Below are 16,689 nucleotides of genomic sequence, written 5' to 3' on the forward strand. Positions count from 1 at the left end.
AAGCCCCTTGGAATGACACAGCTTCGCTCTGCTCGTCCCCTTGTCCGAAAAACGTTATTGAAAAATCAAAGTGAAAAACGCCCGAGCCGGCGAGCCAACTCAGGCGTTTTAGCGTGTCACGACAAGCTCAAGATTACTTGCGCAGGCCCAGCTTGGCGATCAGGGCGACGTAGCGGTCAGCATCCTTGGACTTGAGGTAGTCCAGCAGCTTGCGACGGCGGCTGACCATGCGCAGCAGACCGCGGCGACCGTGGTGATCCTTGGCGTGCTGCTTGAAGTGGGGGGTCAGTTCGTTGATGCGTGCGGTCAGGATGGCGACCTGCACTTCCGGGCTGCCGGTGTCATTGGCAGCGCGGGCGTTGTCGGCCACAACAGCGGCCTTGACGGTTTTTTCGATCATGGTGATTCCAGTCTGGTTACGTGCGACCCGCCGCAGCCAGCCGACCTTTCCCTGGGGAAACCCGGCCGCCACAACGGGCGTGAAGATGCCACCCGCTTTGGGCGGCAATCGCGCATTATAGACCAGCGGGTCAGGACACAGTGCGCAGCCAGTGGCGCAGGCGCTCGGCGCCCTGGACCAGGCGCTGCGGGTCGCGGCTGGCAAAGCACCAGCGAAGCCAGCCCGAGGCTTCCGGCCCGAAGGCACTGCCCGGGGCCAGACCCAACCCCGCTTCCCGCACCAGGCGCTTGGCGGTGGCGAGGCAGTCGTCCCGGCCTTCGAGGCGGAAAAAGGCGTACATGCCGCCCTTGGGCTCGGCCAGCTGCACACCCGGGACCTCGCGCAGCAGGGGCACCAGGGTGTCTCGGCAGAGTTGAAGGTGCTTCACCAGCCCCGGCGTCACCTCGTCGCCTCGCTGCAGCGCCACCGTGGCGGCGCGCTGGACGAACACCGGCGCGCAGGACGTGTTGAACTCGATCAGCTTGCCGACAGGGTGCGTCAGCGCCTTGGGCAGCAGCAGCCAGCCCAGGCGCCAGCCGGTCATCAGGAAGCTCTTGGAAAAGCTGTGGGCGACGATCAGCCGGTCGTCGGGCTCGGCCACGTCCAGGAAGCTGGGCGCCGCGCCGTTGGCTGTGTCGCCGGCGAAGTAAAGGCGTTCGTAGACCTCGTCGGCCAGAACCCAGGTGCCGGTGCGGCGGCAATGCGCCAGGATCGCGGCCTGCTCGTCGCGGGTCAGCGTCCAGCCGGTCGGGTTGTTGGGCGCGTTGAGGATCAGCAGCTTGGTGGCGGGCGTCACCGCCGCTAGCAGGGCGTCCAGATCCAGCACCCAGGCACCGTCGGCGGCCACCGTCAGCGGCACGGTGCGCACCCGGGCGCCCATGATCTGCGGCTGCGCCACGAGGTTGGGCCAGGCCGGCGTGACCACGACCACCTCGTCGCCCGCCTCCACCAGCGTCTGCGAGGCGAGCATCAGGCCGTTGACGCCGCCCGAGGTGACGGCGATGCGGTCGAACCAGTGGTCGGTGGCCTGCTGTGGGTGCAGGGTGTGGGTGTAGCCGGCTATGGCGTGGCGCAGTTCGGGCAGACCAAGGTTGTGGGCGTAGAAGGTTTCGCCCACGTTCAGCGAGGCAATCGCCGCTTCGCGGATGAAGTCGGGTGTGACCTCGTCGCTCTCGCCGAACCAGAACTTGAGCACGCCTTCCAGGCCCATGCCCGCATTGGCCACTTCGCGGATGCGCGACTCTTCCAGACTCTCCACCACCGGCCGCATGAACACTCCAATCAATCAGGGACGGGCCATGTTACAGCTGTGCGGCATCTCGGCCTGTTGGGGCGTGAGCTGGCGGATGACGCGGAAGCCGTAGCCCGAGCCCTCGACATCGAACTTCACGCCCGGCGCACCCTGCCGGTCCATCACGGCCACGGCCAGCGGCTGCTGGAACTGGTGGTCGGCCGCGCGCATGCGGGCGGTCTGGCCCGCCAGCGTGACCTGCACCTTCTCCAGCTGGGCCGCGATGTCAGCGGCCTTCACCGAGCCGGCCTTCTCAATCGCCTGCGCCAGCGCTTCGACCATCAGCTGCATGCGCATGTGCACGTAGTCGTCCTCTGGCTTGGGAAAGCGCTGGCGGAACGACTGGTAGAAGGCCTCGGACTCGCGCGTCGGCACATTGGGGAACCAGTCCGCCACGGCCACCACCTTGCCGATGCCAGCGTCGCCCATGGCCGCCGGGGCGCCCAGGGCGTTGCCGTAGAAGGTGTAGAAGCTGCCTTCGAAACCGGCCTCGCGGGCGGCCTTGACCAGCAGGGTCAGGTCGTTGCCCCAGTTGCCGGTGAGCACGGCCTGCGCGCCACTGGCCTTGATCTTGGCGGCGTAGGGCGCGAAGTCCTTGATGCGGGCCATGGGGTGCAGCTCGTCGCCGACGATCTTCACGTCTGGCCGCTGGGCCGCCAGTTGCTGGCGCGCCTCGGCGAGCACCGCCTGGCCGAAGGAGTAGTCCTGGCCGATCAGGTAGATGCCCTTGAGCGCCTTGTCTTCCTTGAGCACGCTCATCAGCGCACTCATGCGCATGTCGGCGTGGGCATCGAACCGGAAGTGCCAGTAGCTGCACTTGGCGTTGGTCAGCAGCGGGTCGACCGCCGAGTAGTTGAGGAACACCACCTGGCGCGCGGGCTCGCGCTCGTTGTGCTTGTTGATGGCGTCGATCAGACCGGCCGCCGCGGCCGACGAATTGCCCTGCGCGACGATGGTGATGCCCTTGTCGACGGCCGAGCGCAGGCCCGAGAGCGCCTCTTCGGTCTGGCCCTTGCTGTCGAAGCGCACCACCTCCAGCGGCCGGTTGCCCCCTTGCGAGGCCGGCAGCTTCACGCCGCCGCGGGCGTTGACGCGCTCGGTGGCCCAGACCAGGTTGCGGTAGACCGCCTCGCCGGCGTTGCCCACCGGGCCCGAAAGGCCTTCGATCATGCCGATGCGGATGGGCTCGGTGGCAGGCTGCGCCCAGGCGCTGGCGCAGGACAGGGACGCCGCGAACAGGGCGGCCAGGGCGCCGCGGCGCGTGAGGTGTTCAGTGAGTTGCATGCTGGTGGGCTCCGTGGTTCACCGCCGCCAGGAGTCACCTGCGCGACAGCTTGCCGGGAGTCTAATTCATAATTACAGAGACTACCCCACCCCGGTATGGCGCGAGTTCGGGCGGAAGGATCAGATGGCGGGGTCGGCCGACAACTCGGCCAGCGGCCAGCGCGGGCGCACGTCGAAGTGGTAGCCGCCCAGCGTCAGATCCGCCAGCCCGGCCTGCACCCGCAGGCCGGCGGCCAGGGCGATCATGGCGCCGTTGTCGGTGCACAGGTGCAGCTCGGGGTAGTGCACGCGGACCTTGCGCCGGGCGCAGGCGGCGTTGAGCTGCTCGCGCAGCCGGCTGTTGGCGCCCACGCCGCCGGCCACCACCAGGCGCTGCAGGCCGGTCTGGTCGAGCGCCGCGAGCGACTTCTTCACCAGCACGTCCACGATGGCGGCCTGCGCGCTGGCGGCCACGTCGGCCTTCTGCTGCGCCGTCAGCGGGTCGGCCAGGTGGCTGGTGGCCGGGCCATCCGGGTGCGCCTGCGCCAGGCGCTTGACCTGGGTGAGCACCGCCGTCTTGAGGCCAGCAAAGGAGAAGTCCAGATCGCCGCTGTGCAGCAGCGGCCGTGGCAGCTTGTAGGCCGCTGGGTCACCCTGCTGCGCCAGCTTCGACAGCGCCGGCCCGCCCGGGTAGCCCAGGCCCAGCAGCTTGGCGGACTTGTCGAAGGCCTCGCCCGCGGCGTCGTCGATGGTTTCGCCCAGCATCTCGTAGCGCCCCACCCCGTCTACCCGCATCAGCTGGGTGTGGCCGCCCGAGACCAGCAGCGCGACGAAGGGAAACTGCGGCGGGTCGGCGCTCAGAAAGGGCGAGAGCAGATGGCCCTCCAGGTGGTGCACGCCGATCACCGGCTTGCCCAGCGCCATGCCGAGGGCGCAGGCCACGCCCGAACCGACCAGCAGCGCGCCAGCCAGGCCGGGGCCGCGCGTGTGGGCGATGGCGTCCACCGCCGACAACGGCAGACCGGCCTGCGCCATGACGGCGTCGGTCAGCGGCAACACGCGGCGGATGTGGTCGCGGCTGGCCAGCTCGGGCACCACGCCGCCATAGGCCTGGTGCATCTCGATCTGGCTGTGCAGCGCGTGGCCGAGCAGGCGCGGCGTGGCGTCGCCGCTGGCGTCGACCAGGGCGACGCCAGTTTCGTCGCAGGAAGATTCGAATCCGAGAATCAACATAGGGCGGCGAGTGTAGGCCCCCGTTCAACGCAAGGGGTAGCGGCTCAAGCGCTGCGTGTCCAGCAGCCGGATCTCGCGCTTGTCGACCTCGATCAGCCCCTGGTCTTCCAGCTCGCGCAGCACCTTGGAGAAGTATTCGGGTGTCATCGACAGGCGCGAGGCGATGGAAGCCTTGCTCACCGGCAGCAGCACGCTGGCCGCGGCCTCGCTGCCCTCTTCGGGCAGGTCTCGCATCAGGTAGCCGATCACGCGCTCGACACCGCTGTGCAGCGAATAGGCCTGCACGTCGTTGACCAGCCCGTGCAGGCGGCGCGAGAGGCCGGCGAGCATGCGCATGCAGAACTGCGCGTCGCCCTGGATCTCGTGCATCACCGCCGCGCGCGACACGCTCAGCAGCAGGGTGTCGGTCAGGGCCTGTGCGTTGATGATGTAGGGCCGCTGCATGAACATCAGCGCCTCGGCGAAGCTGTTGCCCGGCCCCACGAGTTCGATGATCTTTTCCTGCCCGGCCGGCGAGATGGCGAACAGCTTGACCTGGCCCGAGACGGTGACGTGGAACTCGTCGCAGGGGTCGCCGATGCGGAACACGTCGTCGCCGCGCGCGAACTGGCGCAGCCGGCTGCCCTCGGACAGCCGCTGCAACTCGGGCGGCCGCATCTCCTGGAACAGGGGCAGCATCGAAAGGTAGCGCGGCAGGTCGAAGCGGGACAGGTCCATGGATGCGGAGGCGGCAAAAGCGCCGACTGTAGCCGCGAACGGCGGCGGACCCAAGACAGTCCCTCAGGCCGCCCGGGCCATGAAGCGCTGGTGCACGGACGAGAGGCGGTTCACCAGGTCCTGCGGACGCCGCACCATCGCATACCCCTGTTCCCCGAACAGCATGGGCAGGTAGTCGTGCGCGGCCTCGTCGATGGTGATGCAGAACGGCAGCAGCCCGGCGGCGCGCGCGGCCTGCACCGCGTGGCGCGTGTCCTCCAGGCCGTAGCGGCCTTCGTACACGTCCAGGTCGTTGGGCTTGCCATCGGTCAGCAGCAGCAGCAGGCGCTGGCGTTCGGGGCGCTGCGCCAGCCGCGCCGTGGCGTGGCGGACGGCCGCACCCATGCGCGTGTAGTAGCCGGGCTTGATGGCACCGACGCGGTCGCGCGGGCGCGGGCCCCAGGCCTCGTCGAAGCCCTTGAGCTGGTGGATGCGCACGTTCTGCCGCCGCACCGACGAGAAGCCCAGCATCTCGAACGGGTCACCGCTGGCGGAGAGCGCCTCGCCGAACACATAGAGCGCGTCGCGGATCACGTCGATCACGCGCGCGGTCTGCGTGGCATAGGCGTCCGTGGACAGCGAGAGGTCGGCGAGCAGCAGCGTGGCCAGGCTGCGTTCGCTGCGCACGCGGCGGCTGAAGACCGCGGGCGACTCGCTGCGCGGTGCGCTGGCGGCGTCAACGTGGTGGCGGATCCAGGCATCCAGATCGATTTCGTCGCCCTCGGGCTGGGCATGCAGGCGGCCCATGCCCCCGCGCAGCACCTCCATGCGGCGGCGCACGCGGCGGGCCGTGACCTTCAACGCCGGCGGTGGCGCAAAGACCGGCGGTTCGGCCGTGACCAGGGTCTGCAGCGCGCAGTGGTCTTCGATCAGTTGTCCTTTGCGCCAGTCCCACTCGGGCAGGCGGATGCCGGGGCCCAGCGGCCGGTCGTCGGCGGCGGCGCTGGGCAGGTCCAGGTCGAACTTCACTCGCGAGGCCGTGGTCTGTCCGTCGGGCGCGATGGCCAGCACGTCCATGTCGTTGGCCGCGGCCAGCGCGTTGCCGTCGTCGTCATCGTCGCTGGCGCGGTTGACCTTAACGAACTCGCCCCAGGACAGGATGGACTCGGCGCGGAAGAACATCATCAGCGGCGCCTTGTCGCGCTCGTCGGCCACGGTCTGGGCGCGGCGGCGGCGCGCATCCTGGGTGGCGGGTGGGCGCCCGGCGTCCGCCGCATCGGGGTCCTGGTCGCGGGCCACCGGTGCGGCGGTGGCTGCGGCCGTGGTGTCCAGCCAGAGCCAGACCGGCGCCACCTCGTCGGGCCGCACCTCGCTCACCGGCACATCCCCCACGGTTTCAGCGCCTTGCCCGGCCAGCGCCTGCTGCACCTGGTGTTCGGCCTCGGCCGCGCGCCCGCGCAGGCGCGAGGGCTCGGGCCGCAGCGCGATCTCGGCTTCCAGCAGTTGCCGGTGGCGTTCGGCGAGGCCGGGAAAGGTGGCCAGCGCGCGCCGTGTGGCGCGCCGGTTGTCGGCGATCCAGTCGCCGCTGGGTTCGATGTGGGCGGCCAGCGCCGCCAGCCACAGATAGAGCGCGCGGTTGAGTGCCGGGTCGGCGTGCACCGTGATCACCGGCGGCAGCGACAGGGCCTCGGGCTCCAGCCGGCCGGTGGCCGCGTGGGTGCCGGTGCCAGCCACGCGCTGCAGCCAGTCGCGGGCACCGCCCACGCGGGTTTCGGCGGCGGGCGCCACCCGCACCGCCGGCGCGCCGCCGGCGGCGCGGAACATCAGGTGCAGGGTGCGCTGCATGTCGCCGAGGGTGACCGCGGCCGCATCGTGCTGGCGGTGGGCCGCACGGCGGATGAAACGGTCCCACTGTTTGCCGACCCACTCTTCCATCAGACTTTCCTTTCGAGGACGGCGGCCGCTTCGCGTTCTGCCTTGCGTTGGCGCAGTGTTTCGCGCACCGCGTCGGCGCCGACCTTCCATTCCAGCAGCGGTTCGCGTGCCTGCGCGCTGCGAGTCTCTTCACACGAATCGAGGCACTGACCGCACTGCACGCACGAGAACATCATGCGTTTGATGTTGCGCGGGTGCAGGCGCATGGGGCAGCCGTTGTCGCAGGCCGAACCCTGCGGATACGTCGCTGTCGTGCAGGTGCGGCAGTAGCGCGCGCCGTCTCGGTCAAAGGCCACCACCATGCCCTTGGGGTTGGCCATCCACACCAGGCTCTGGAACAGACCCACCGCGCAGCCGAAGCGGCAGAACAGGTGGCGGGCGAAGGCAAATTCCAGCGTGAAGATGAGCGAGCCGGCGCCCAGGAAACGCGCCTGGTTGGGCGTGAGCGCGCCGCTGAACAGCCCGCCCCAGATCTCGGCCGGTGGCAGCAGGTAGGTCAGCAGCGTGATGGCCCACAGGAAACCGAACACCGCGCAAAGCATGAAGAACACCGGCCACCAGCGGGCCGAGGGCTGGACGCCGGCGCGCCGGGTGCGGTGCTGGTCCCAGATGCTGAGCTTGCCGCAGGCGCGGTGCAGTGCGGTGTTGAGCGTTTCCACCAGCGTGAAGTGCGGGCAGAGCCAGCCGCAGTAGAGGCGGCCGTACTTCCAGGCCACAGCCAGGAAGGCGACGATCAGCACGATGGCGGGCAGGAAGGCCCTGACGAAGATCTGGATCGCGGCCTGGTTGGCGCTGATCTCGCCGGCGCGGAAGGCGTCGATACCAAGCGACCAGCGCTGCCCCAGCACCCAGAGCTGGGCCTCGTGCAGGTCGAAGCGCAGCAGGTTCAGTGCGGGGGCCAGCAGGAACAGGGCGAAGAAGCCGAGCTGGAAGAAGAGGCGGCGGCGCTGCATGTTTGTGTGGCAAACGAGGAGGAAAGCACAGCGCCGCCGCTGCAAACGGAATTCAGGTGCGGGTTCCGAGGATGGCGACCACCACCTCGTCGAGCGCGGCGGCGGTCTCGAAGTCGTCGGTCAGCGCGTCGACGATGGCCGAGCGGCAGGCCACGTGCAGCGGCAGGCCGCTGGCGACCAGGCGCGCCGCCATCACCAGCAGGCGCGTGCTCACGGTTTCTTCCAGGTCGTGGTCGGTCAGGCGCCGCAGCGCCTGCGCCAGGGTCACCAGGCGCTCGGCCAGCGCCGGCTCGACGCCCGCTTCGGCCACCACGATGCCGCGCTCCACGCCGGGCGCGGGGTAGCCGAAGGTCAGCGCCACGAAGCGCTGGCGCGTGCTGGGCTTGAGGCTCTTGAGCAGGTTCTGGTAGCCGGGGTTGTAGCTGACCACCAGCATGAAGCCCGGTGGCGCCACCAGCTGTTCGCCGGTGCGTTCGATGGGCAGCACGCGGCGGTCGTCGGCCAGCGGGTGCAGCACCACGGTGGTGTCCTTGCGGGCTTCCACCACTTCGTCGAGGTAGCAGATGGCGCCGCTGCGCACCGCGCGGGCCAGCGGCCCGTCCTGCCAGACGGTGCCATCCGCGCCAATCAAATGGCGTCCCACCAGGTCGGCCGCGCTCAGGTCGTCGTGGCAGCTCACGGTGATCAGCGGCCGGCCCAGGCGCGCGGCCATGTGCTCCACGAAGCGGGTCTTGCCGCAGCCGGTGGGGCCCTTGATCAGCACCGGCAGGCGCTGGCGGAAGGCGTGCTCGAAGAGCGCGACCTCGCCGGCCTGTTCGGCGTAGAACGGGGCGTTCACCAGATGCTGCTGTTCACTGTGGTCCATGACCGTGTCCTTGTTTCATCAGGCGCGCTGTGCGGGGCGGACTCCGAGCACGCCGCCACCTGCGCTGGTCTTCACGGTGTCGGCGCGCACCGGCTCGCCGCCGATGAAGAAGCTGGCGAAGTACAGGAACTGGCCGAGCAGGAAGATCACGCCACCGGCGACGCGGGTCCAGTAGAAGAAGGCCAGCTGGTCCTGCGTGGCCATGAAGCCCATGGCGCCTTCGGTGGGCATGCGTTGCAGCCACACCTGCAGGATGCCTGCGCCGGTCAGGGCCAGCACCATCACCGACATGCCGATGGTCATGACCCAGAAGCTCCACATCTCGGCGGCCTGGGCCTTCTGGCTGTTGGCGATGCGCCCGCGCAGCGTGGGCATGGCGTAGCTGATCAGCGTGATCACCACCAGCACATAGGCGCCATAGAAGGCCAGGTGGCCGTGGGCGGCCGTGATCTGCGAACCGTGGGTGTAGTAGTTGACCGGGCTGAGCGTGTGGATGAAGCCCCACAGGCCGGCGCCCAGGAAGCCCATGACCGATGTGCCCACGGCCCACAGCACGGCGGCCTGGTTCGGGTGTTCACGGCGGCGGCGCTGCACCATGTTGAAGGCGAACACCGTCATCATGAAGAAGGGAATCGGTTCCATGGCCGAGAAGATCGAGCCGATCCACTGCCAGTAGCCGGGCAGGCCGATGAAGAAGAAGTGGTGGCCCGTGCCCAGGATGCCGGTCATCAGCGCGAAGGCGATGATCACGTACAGCCACTTGTCGATCACCTCACGGTCCACACCGGTGGTCTTGACCAGCACATAGGCCAGCAGCGCGCCCAGAATCAGTTCCCACACGCCTTCCACCCAGAGGTGGACGACGAACCACCAGTACATCTTGTCGCGCACCAGGTTGTGCGGGTTGACGAAGCTGAACAGGAAGAACAGCGCCAGACCCCACAGGCCCATCAGCAGCACCACCGTGATGGCCGTCTTGCGGCCCTTGAGCACGGTCATGGTGATGTTGAACAGGAAGGCCAGCGCCACGACCACGATGCCGATCTTGGTCGGCAGCGGCTGCTCCAGGAACTCGCGGCCCATGGTCTGCAGCATGTCGTTGCCGGTGAGCTCGGCCAGCTTGGCATAGGGCAGCGTGAGGTAGCCGACGATGGTCAGCGCACCGGCCGCCAGGAAGACCCAGAACAGGATCTTCGCGAGCAAGGGACTGAACAGCTCGGTTTCGGATTCCTCCGGCACCATGTAGTAGGCCGCGCCCATGAAGCCGAACAGCAGCCACACGATGAGCAGGTTGGTGTGGACCATACGGGCCACGTTGAAGGGGATGTAGGGGAAGAACAGGTCTCCGATCACGTACTGCAGGCCGAGGGTGATGCCGAAGATCACCTGCCCGGCGAACAGCACCATGGCGGCGATGAAGTAGTTCCTGGAGACCGACTGGCTCTGGTACTTGAGTGTTGCGATGGTCATGGTGTTGCTCCGGTCAGCCTTCGATGTTGGGCGGCCACTTCTGGGTGTTGATCTCGCCGGTCCACTTGAGGAACTCGACCAGGTCGTTGAGCTGCTGCTCGTTCAGGTCGAACTGCGGCATCTGGCGGCGGTGCGGCGCGCCCGTGGGCATGGCCTTCATCCAGCCCTTGATGAAGTCGCCGCCGCGGCGCTTGTAGACGTTGCCCAGCTCGGGGGCGAAGTACGCGCCCTCGCCCAGCAGCGTGTGGCAGCCGATGCAGTTGCGCGTCTCCCAGATCTTCTTGCCCGCCACGACGGCGGGTGTGATCGCCTGCGCGTTGGAGCGCTCAGGGATGCGTTGCTCGGTGTCGAACACGATCACCGCGAACAGCAGCGCGAAAAACACGCTGCCACCGTAGAACATGTTGCGGGCGGTCTGTTTGGTGAACCCGCTTTGCGTCTGGCTCATGAAGCCCTCCATCACTGGTTGATGGGGCGTATCCTCCTTTTTTGCTCGGGTATCGTCCTTGAACTGGTTCAAGGATGGGTGCAGAAGGCCCGTTCACAGTGAGGCCCCATGGACACACAGACCGACACGAACGCACCGGACACCGATCTGCACACCGCTGTCATGGCCGCCCTGGCCACCGTGGACGACCCCGAGATGGGTGAGAACCTGGTGGACCTGGGCGTGGTCGGCGAGGTCCGCATCGACGGCGCCTCGGTCGCCGTCACGCTCATCCCCACCAGCGCCACCTGCCCCATGGCCGACGTGATGGTGGACGACGCCCTGAGCGCCGTGCAGCGCGCCTGCCCGCCCGGCACCGCGGTGGATGTGCAGATGGACTGGGACACCGAGTGGTCGCCCGAGCGGCTGGCACCGGCGCTGCGGGCACGCTTCGGATGGTGAACCCGACCCCCAAGCCACCCCGCCCGGCGCGTCCGGTCGAACCGCCACCCCTGCCCCGCTGGGCCATCGGCGCGGCCGCTGTCATGGCCATCCTCAACCTGCTGGGCGCCGTCGGCGGCGGCCTGGTGCGACTGGGCAGCCTGCCCGCACAGGGCTTCGGCCCCACCGGCGCGCACGCCATCGGCGCCCACGGCGCGGTGATGATGGCCGGCTTCTTCGGCGCGCTCATCGCGCTCGAACGCGTGGTCGCGCTGCGGCGTGGCCTGTGGGTGCCGGTGCTGGCGGCCTTCGGCGGCTGGCTGGGCTGGGGCGCGGGCCAGTGGACCGCTGCGGGCGTGCTGTGGGTGGCCTCGGCCGCCGGGCTGGTGTGGCTCTACGCCTGGGCCGGATCGCACCGCGCGATGTCGCTGCCGCTGGCGGTGGAGGCCTCGGGTGCGCTGGCCCTGCTGGTGGCCAACGCCGCCTTCACCCTGGGCCAGGCCGACGCCGCCCGCATCGGCTGGAGTGCCTTCCTGGTGCTGACCATCTCGGGCGAACGGCGCGAACTCACGCGGCTGGTGAAGCTGCCCGACTGGGCCTCGAAAGCCTTCCTGCTGGTCTGGGCCGGCGCAGTGGCGGCCGTGCTGGTGGCGCTGTGGCGGCCGGATCTGGCCGTCGTGCTCTGGTGGGTCACCATGGCGCTGCTGGCCGCCTGGCTGCTGCGCTGGGACGTGGCCACGCGCCAGTGGCGCGCCAAAGGCTGGGCCGGCCACACCGCCATCTGCCTCGTCGTCGGCTACGTCTGGCTCGCGGCGGGGTCGCTGCTCGGGCTGCTGGGCCAGACCATCGCCTGGCACGCACTCTGGCTGGGTTTCGTCATGGCCATGGTCTTCGGCCACGCACCCATCATGCTGCCCGCCCTGGCCGGCTGGCGACCCGAACCCGCACGCTGGGCGCTGCTGCCGCTGGGTGTGCTGGGGGTGAGCCTGGCGCTGCGGGTGGGGGCGTCGGTCACGGGCTGGGCGGATGGGCTGGCAGCAGCCGGGGTTGGCCACGCGCTGGCCTTTGTGATGTTCGGGGCGGTGATGGTGCGGGCGGTGCGGCGGGGGCGCTGACGCCAAGAGCTGAGCCTGAACAAAGGCATACTGCCAGCACACCAGAACGGTCTGCCAGCAAGAGTGGGCCGGCACCCAGGGAAGGGCTGTACCCGCCATGACACCCGAAGCCAAAGCGCGCCAAACCATCGACGACAAACTTGCCGCTGCCGGCTGGGTGGTGCAAGACCTGAAAGCGCTCAACCTGGGCGCTGCCTTGGGTGTGGCTGTGCGCGAGTACCCCACCGACAGCGGCCCCGCCGACTACGCACTCTTCGTCAACCGCCTGCCGGTGGGCATCATCGAAGCCAAGCGCAACGACGCGGGCGCCAACCTCACCGCCACCGAAGCCCAGACCGAGCGCTACGCCAACGCCACGCTCAGGTGGCGCCAAGACAAGACCCCGCTGCCCTTCCTGTTTGAAGCCACGGGCGAGATCATCCGCTTCACCGACGGGCGCGACCCGGCCCCTCGCTCGCGCGAAGTTTTCCACTTCTTCCGCCCCGAGCAACTGGTCGAATGGCTGGCCCAGCCCAACAGCCTGCGCACCCGGCTGGCCAGCGCCATGCCGCCGCTGCCGCAGCAGAACCTGCGCGACTGCCAGACCAGCGCCGTCACCGGACTCGAAGCATCGCTGGCCGCCAACCGCCCGCGCGCGCTCATCCACATGGCCACCGGCGCCGGCAAGACCTTCACCGCCATCACCGCGGTGTACCGCCTGCTCAAGTTCGGGGGTGCCAAGCGCGTGCTGTTTCTGGTGGACACGCGCAACCTGGGCAAACAGGCGCACCAGGAGTTCATGGCCTACACGCCGCCCGACGACGGCCGCAAGTTCACCGAGCTGTACAACGTGCAGCGCCTGGCCAGCGCCACCATCGACCCGCATGCCCAGGTCTGCATCTGCACCATCCAGCGCATGTACTCGGTGCTCAGTGGCGTGCCCATCGACGAAGCCGCCGAAGACGTCTCGCTCAACGAGGTGATGCCCGCCGCCAAGGCGCCCAGGCCCGTGCGCTACAACGCCGCCGTGCCGGTGGAGGCGTTTGATTTCATCGTCATCGACGAATGCCACCGCAGCATCTACAACCTGTGGAAGCAGGTGCTCGATTACTTCGACGCCTTCCTCATCGGCCTCACCGCCACGCCCGACAAACGCACCTTCGGCTTCTTCAGCGAAAACATCGTCGCCGAATACAGCTACGAACAGTCCGTGGCCGACGGTGTGAACGTCGGCTACGACGTGTGGGAGATCAACACCGAAGTCACCAAGAAAGGCGGCACGCTGCAAGCCCAGGTGTGGGTGGACCACCGCGACCGCGCCACCCGCAAAAAGCGCTGGGGTGAAACCGAAGAAGAAGTCACTTACACCGGCCAGCAGCTGGACCGCTCGGTCGTCAACTTAAGCCAGATCCGCCAGGTCATCCTCGCCATGAAGCGCGCGGTGGAAACGCAGATCTTTCCCGAGCGCAAGGAAACCCCCAAGACCCTCATCTTCGCCAAGACCGACAGCCACGCCGATGACATCGTCAACACCGTGCGCGAGGTCTACGGCCAGGGCAACGCGTTTTGCCGCAAGGTCACCTACAGCGAGAAAGACGCCGATGGCGTCTTGAGCAGCTTCCGCAACGACCACCACCCCCGCATCGCCGTCACCGTGGACATGATCGCTACCGGCACCGACGTGAAACCGCTGGAGGTGCTGCTCTTCATGCGCGACGTGCGCAGCAAGGGCTACTACGAGCAGATGAAAGGCCGCGGCGTGCGCAGCCTCAGCGCCGACGGCCTGCAACGCGTCAGCAACAGCGCCCCCGGCGCCAAAGACCGCTTCGTGCTGATCGACGCCGTGGGCGTGGAAAAGTCGCTCAAGACCGAAAGCCGCCCGCTGGAGAAAAAGCCCACCGTGCCGCTGAAAGACCTGATGCTCCAGGTGCACATCGGCCAGCGCGACGACGACACCTGCCTCAGCCTGGCCAACCGTCTGGTGCGCCTGGGCACGCAGCTGGACGACAAGGCCCGCGCCCGCATTGAAAAGGCTGCGGGCGGCGTGCCGTTGAACGAGCTGGGCAAAGCCCTCATCAATGCGCTCGACCCCGACCAGATCGCCGAAGCCGCGCTCGCCACCGCGCGGGCCAGCGGCATCACCCGCCATCTCGACAGCCTCACACCCGACGAGCTGGCCCAGGCACGCGCCGAACGCGTCAACGCCGCCTGCGCGCCGTTCGACGCGCCCGCGCTGCGCGACGAAATCGACACCGCCCGCCGTGAACGCGAACAGGTGATCGACCACCTCAACCTCGACCGTGTCACCAGTTCCGGCTACAGCCCGCAACTGCAAGACCAGGCCGTCCAAGACGTGGCCGGTTTTGCCGCCTTCATCCAGGCCCACAAGCAAGACATCGAAGCGCTCGCCTTCTTCTATCAGCAGCCCTACCAGCGCCGCGCGCTCACGCTGGAAATGATCGAAGACCTGCACGAACGCCTGCAACGCCCGCCGCTCATGCTCACCACCGAGCGCCTCTGGGCCGCCTACGCCCGCGTGCGCGAGAGCCAGGTCAAGGGCGGCAACCGCCAGCGCCAGCTGACCGATCTGGTGTCCATGGTGCGCTTTGCCATCCAGCTCGAAGGCGCAGAGGGCGACGCCGCCGCTGCGGTAGAGTTGCGCCCGTTCCAGGACGAGGTGGACAAACGCTTTCAGGCCTGGATCTTCCGGCACAACGCCCAGCGCGGCACCGCCTTCACCCCCGAGCAGACCGACTGGCTGCGCCTCATCAAAGACCACATCGCCGCGAGCTGCTGCATCGCCCGCGATGACTTTGACGCCGGTGCGCTGGCCAACCATGGCGGGCTGCAGAAAGCCTGGGGTGTGTTTGGGGCTTCGTTGGATGGGTTGATGAGTGAAATGAACGAGGAATTGGTGGCGTGAGTGATGTTCCAGACGAAATGCCTCATGGTTGGCACAGCGCTACCTTGCGTGAGATCGCAGAGGTCGTGGGCGGGGTGACCAAGGACGCCAAAAATTCCTTGGGTCAGGGCTTTCGTGAGGTCCCGTATTTGCGGGTCGCCAATGTTCAGCGGGGGCGACTCGACCTGACGGAAGTGAAGTTGATTTCGGCTTCTGAATCCGACATTCAGAAGTTAAAGCTACTGCCCGGCGACATCCTTTTGAACGAAGGCGGAGACCGGGACAAGCTCGGGCGGGGCTGGGTCTGGCAGGGTCAGCTTCCCCTGTGCATCCATCAGAACCACGTCTTTCGCGCTCGGTTGCTGAGCCCAGACATTGATCCGCTGTACATCGCCCATTTCACCAATTCGATGGGGCAGGCGTACTTCGCCGAACAGGGTTCGCAGACCACCAATCTCGCGTCCATCAGCCTGACGAAGCTGGGTTCTTTGCCCATCTGGCTTCCACCGGGCAGGGAGCAGAAGCGCATCGTCAAAAAGCTCGACGAACTGTTCACCGAACTCGATGCCGGCGTGGCCGAACTCCAGGCCGCGCAGAAAAAGCTGGCGCAGTACCGCCAGTCGCTGCTGAAGGCCGCCGTAGAAGGCGCGCTCACCGCCGACTGGCGCGCCGCACACCCGCCGAAGGAAAGTGGCGAGGCGCTGCTCGCGCGCATCCTGCAAGAGCGCCGCGCCCGCTGGGAAGCCCGGCAACTCGACAAGTTCAAAGCCCAGGGCAAGACACCGCCCAAGGGTTGGCAGAGTAAATACCCGGAACCCGTTCCGCCTGATATCAAGGGTTTGCCGACCCTGCCGAACGGCTGGGTTTGGTCGAGTGTTGATCAGTTGTCCGATTCGGTTCGGAACGGTCTTTCGAGGACGCCGAATACCCAGGGACTCGGATTTCCAATCTTCAAGATCAACGCTGTTCGACCTATGGCTGTGAACTTCAATGCGATCAAGCACATAGAAATTGATGAAGAAGAAGCAACAGACTATTGGGTAGATGCGGGCGATGTACTGGCGACTCGCTACAACGGAAGTGTTGATCTGTTGGGTGTTTTTGGGATGGTCAAACAAGTCCCAGTAAGGACCTTGCACCCCGACAAGCTCATTCGCATGAGACCCGTACTGGGCTTGAAGTTGGGCGCCTGGATGGAGGTTTGCGGCAATGTGGGCATGTCTCGTGCACATCTCGTGTCGCGCGTAAAGACCACTGCAGGTCAAACTGGTATCTCTGGGGTAGACCTGAAAAAGACCCCCGTTCCTCTGGCGCCCCTTGCAGAACAAGACGCGGTGATGGCGGAGTTGGAAGAGCGTCTGGTGGCCATCCGTGAGCTTGAGCATCCAACAGAGGTAGCCCTCAAACAAGCCGCCGCCCAACGCCAGAACATCCTGCGCGCCGCCTTCTCCGGCCAGCTGGTCCCGCAAGACCCGGCGGACGAACCGGCCAGCGCGCTGCTGGCACGCATCCGCACCGAACGGGCCGCGACCACCGCAGCACCCAAAGCAGCACGGCGAACCCGGGTCAGCGCCTGAATTCACTGTAAATGTTGTTTTCAGTACATGCTGAAAACATTGTTTCAAATGAATTCTTGCCTAATTTCACTGAAATCAATACATTCAGCAGACGTTGAAATCA

At 67.4% G+C, this 16,689-nt stretch carries 14 protein-coding genes; 4 read left to right on the forward strand and 10 right to left on the reverse strand.

Annotated elements, in window-relative coordinates:
* Positions 1 to 133: 133 nt before the first annotated feature.
* The 10 genes from rpsO to HFL01S_RS03610 all read right to left on the reverse strand — a co-directional run bounded on the left by rpsO (position 134) and on the right by HFL01S_RS03610 (position 10,593).
* Positions 134 to 400 (reverse strand): 30S ribosomal protein S15, encoded by a 267-nt coding sequence (gene rpsO / locus HFL01S_RS03565; protein WP_066254793.1) that lies wholly within the window; start codon positions 398 to 400, stop codon positions 134 to 136.
* A 130-nt stretch (positions 401 to 530) separates the two neighbouring features.
* Positions 531 to 1,709 carry a pyridoxal phosphate-dependent aminotransferase gene (locus HFL01S_RS03570; RefSeq protein ID WP_066254795.1) on the reverse strand — a complete coding sequence of 393 codons (1,179 nt, stop codon included), beginning with the start codon at positions 1,707 to 1,709 and terminating at the stop codon, positions 531 to 533.
* A 15-nt stretch (positions 1,710 to 1,724) separates the two neighbouring features.
* The gene (locus tag HFL01S_RS03575) at positions 1,725 to 3,014 is read right to left on the reverse strand and encodes a branched-chain amino acid ABC transporter substrate-binding protein (protein WP_066254797.1); all 1,290 of its coding nucleotides are present in this window, start codon (positions 3,012 to 3,014) and stop codon (positions 1,725 to 1,727) included.
* A gap of 120 nt (positions 3,015 to 3,134) precedes the next feature.
* A complete protein-coding gene (gene tsaD / locus HFL01S_RS03580; RefSeq protein ID WP_066254800.1) occupies positions 3,135 to 4,226 on the reverse strand; it encodes a tRNA (adenosine(37)-N6)-threonylcarbamoyltransferase complex transferase subunit TsaD in 1,092 nt (363 codons plus the stop codon).
* Between the two features lie 24 nt (positions 4,227 to 4,250).
* Positions 4,251 to 4,943, reverse strand: coding sequence for a Crp/Fnr family transcriptional regulator (locus HFL01S_RS03585; RefSeq protein ID WP_066254802.1), 693 nt, complete (start codon positions 4,941 to 4,943; stop codon positions 4,251 to 4,253).
* Between the two features lie 63 nt (positions 4,944 to 5,006).
* Entirely contained in the window at positions 5,007 to 6,857 is a 1,851-nt protein-coding gene (locus HFL01S_RS03590) for a nitric oxide reductase activation protein NorD (RefSeq protein ID WP_066254804.1), read from the reverse strand.
* Positions 6,857 to 7,810, reverse strand: a complete 954-nt coding sequence (locus tag HFL01S_RS03595) for a 4Fe-4S binding protein (protein WP_066254807.1) — start codon at positions 7,808 to 7,810, stop codon at positions 6,857 to 6,859. The genes HFL01S_RS03590 and HFL01S_RS03595 overlap by 1 nt, the downstream gene beginning before the upstream one ends.
* Before the next feature lie 52 nt (positions 7,811 to 7,862).
* Entirely contained in the window at positions 7,863 to 8,675 is an 813-nt protein-coding gene (locus HFL01S_RS03600) for a CbbQ/NirQ/NorQ/GpvN family protein (RefSeq protein WP_066254809.1), read from the reverse strand.
* A gap of 18 nt (positions 8,676 to 8,693) precedes the next feature.
* Positions 8,694 to 10,145, reverse strand: a complete 1,452-nt coding sequence (locus HFL01S_RS03605) for a cbb3-type cytochrome c oxidase subunit I (protein WP_066254813.1) — start codon at positions 10,143 to 10,145, stop codon at positions 8,694 to 8,696.
* A 13-nt stretch (positions 10,146 to 10,158) separates the two neighbouring features.
* Positions 10,159 to 10,593 (reverse strand): c-type cytochrome, encoded by a 435-nt coding sequence (locus HFL01S_RS03610; protein WP_066255452.1) that lies wholly within the window; start codon positions 10,591 to 10,593, stop codon positions 10,159 to 10,161.
* Between the two features lie 108 nt (positions 10,594 to 10,701).
* Between HFL01S_RS03610 and HFL01S_RS03615 the strand changes: the two genes are divergently transcribed.
* The 4 genes from HFL01S_RS03615 to HFL01S_RS03630 all read left to right on the forward strand — a co-directional run bounded on the left by HFL01S_RS03615 (position 10,702) and on the right by HFL01S_RS03630 (position 16,586).
* Positions 10,702 to 11,034, forward strand: coding sequence for a metal-sulfur cluster assembly factor (locus tag HFL01S_RS03615; protein ID WP_066254814.1), 333 nt, complete (start codon positions 10,702 to 10,704; stop codon positions 11,032 to 11,034).
* Positions 11,028 to 12,128 carry a DUF8744 domain-containing protein gene (locus tag HFL01S_RS03620; protein WP_084383077.1) on the forward strand — a complete coding sequence of 367 codons (1,101 nt, stop codon included), beginning with the start codon at positions 11,028 to 11,030 and terminating at the stop codon, positions 12,126 to 12,128. The genes HFL01S_RS03615 and HFL01S_RS03620 overlap by 7 nt, the downstream gene beginning before the upstream one ends.
* Positions 12,129 to 12,225: 97 nt before the next feature.
* Complete coding sequence (locus tag HFL01S_RS03625; RefSeq protein WP_066254817.1) at positions 12,226 to 15,030, forward strand: type I restriction endonuclease subunit R; 2,805 nt, start codon at positions 12,226 to 12,228, stop codon at positions 15,028 to 15,030.
* A complete protein-coding gene (locus HFL01S_RS03630; RefSeq protein WP_157538755.1) occupies positions 15,027 to 16,586 on the forward strand; it encodes a restriction endonuclease subunit S in 1,560 nt (519 codons plus the stop codon). The genes HFL01S_RS03625 and HFL01S_RS03630 overlap by 4 nt, the downstream gene beginning before the upstream one ends.
* Positions 16,587 to 16,689 lie beyond the last annotated feature (103 nt).

The sequence above is a fragment of the Hydrogenophaga flava NBRC 102514 genome, from assembly GCF_001571145.1.
GTDB lineage: Bacteria > Pseudomonadota > Gammaproteobacteria > Burkholderiales > Burkholderiaceae_C > Hydrogenophaga > Hydrogenophaga flava.

What these genes read in the sequence shown, in the direction of transcription:
- HFL01S_RS03585 (WP_066254802.1), bottom strand. Translation starts at nt 4,943, where the DNA reads ATGGACCTGTCCCGCTTCGACCTGCCGCGCTACCTTTCGATGCTGCCC.
- HFL01S_RS03620 (WP_084383077.1), top strand. Translation starts at nt 11,028, where the DNA reads ATGGTGAACCCGACCCCCAAGCCACCCCGCCCGGCGCGTCCGGTCGAA.
- HFL01S_RS03600 (WP_066254809.1), bottom strand. Translation starts at nt 8,675, where the DNA reads ATGGACCACAGTGAACAGCAGCATCTGGTGAACGCCCCGTTCTACGCC.
- rpsO (WP_066254793.1), bottom strand. Translation starts at nt 400, where the DNA reads ATGATCGAAAAAACCGTCAAGGCCGCTGTTGTGGCCGACAACGCCCGC.
- HFL01S_RS03615 (WP_066254814.1), top strand. Translation starts at nt 10,702, where the DNA reads ATGGACACACAGACCGACACGAACGCACCGGACACCGATCTGCACACC.
- HFL01S_RS03570 (WP_066254795.1), bottom strand. Translation starts at nt 1,709, where the DNA reads ATGCGGCCGGTGGTGGAGAGTCTGGAAGAGTCGCGCATCCGCGAAGTG.
- tsaD (WP_066254800.1), bottom strand. Translation starts at nt 4,226, where the DNA reads ATGTTGATTCTCGGATTCGAATCTTCCTGCGACGAAACTGGCGTCGCC.
- HFL01S_RS03625 (WP_066254817.1), top strand. Translation starts at nt 12,226, where the DNA reads ATGACACCCGAAGCCAAAGCGCGCCAAACCATCGACGACAAACTTGCC.
- HFL01S_RS03595 (WP_066254807.1), bottom strand. Translation starts at nt 7,810, where the DNA reads ATGCAGCGCCGCCGCCTCTTCTTCCAGCTCGGCTTCTTCGCCCTGTTC.
- HFL01S_RS03610 (WP_066255452.1), bottom strand. Translation starts at nt 10,593, where the DNA reads ATGAGCCAGACGCAAAGCGGGTTCACCAAACAGACCGCCCGCAACATG.
- HFL01S_RS03605 (WP_066254813.1), bottom strand. Translation starts at nt 10,145, where the DNA reads ATGACCATCGCAACACTCAAGTACCAGAGCCAGTCGGTCTCCAGGAAC.
- HFL01S_RS03590 (WP_066254804.1), bottom strand. Translation starts at nt 6,857, where the DNA reads ATGGAAGAGTGGGTCGGCAAACAGTGGGACCGTTTCATCCGCCGTGCG.
- HFL01S_RS03575 (WP_066254797.1), bottom strand. Translation starts at nt 3,014, where the DNA reads ATGCAACTCACTGAACACCTCACGCGCCGCGGCGCCCTGGCCGCCCTG.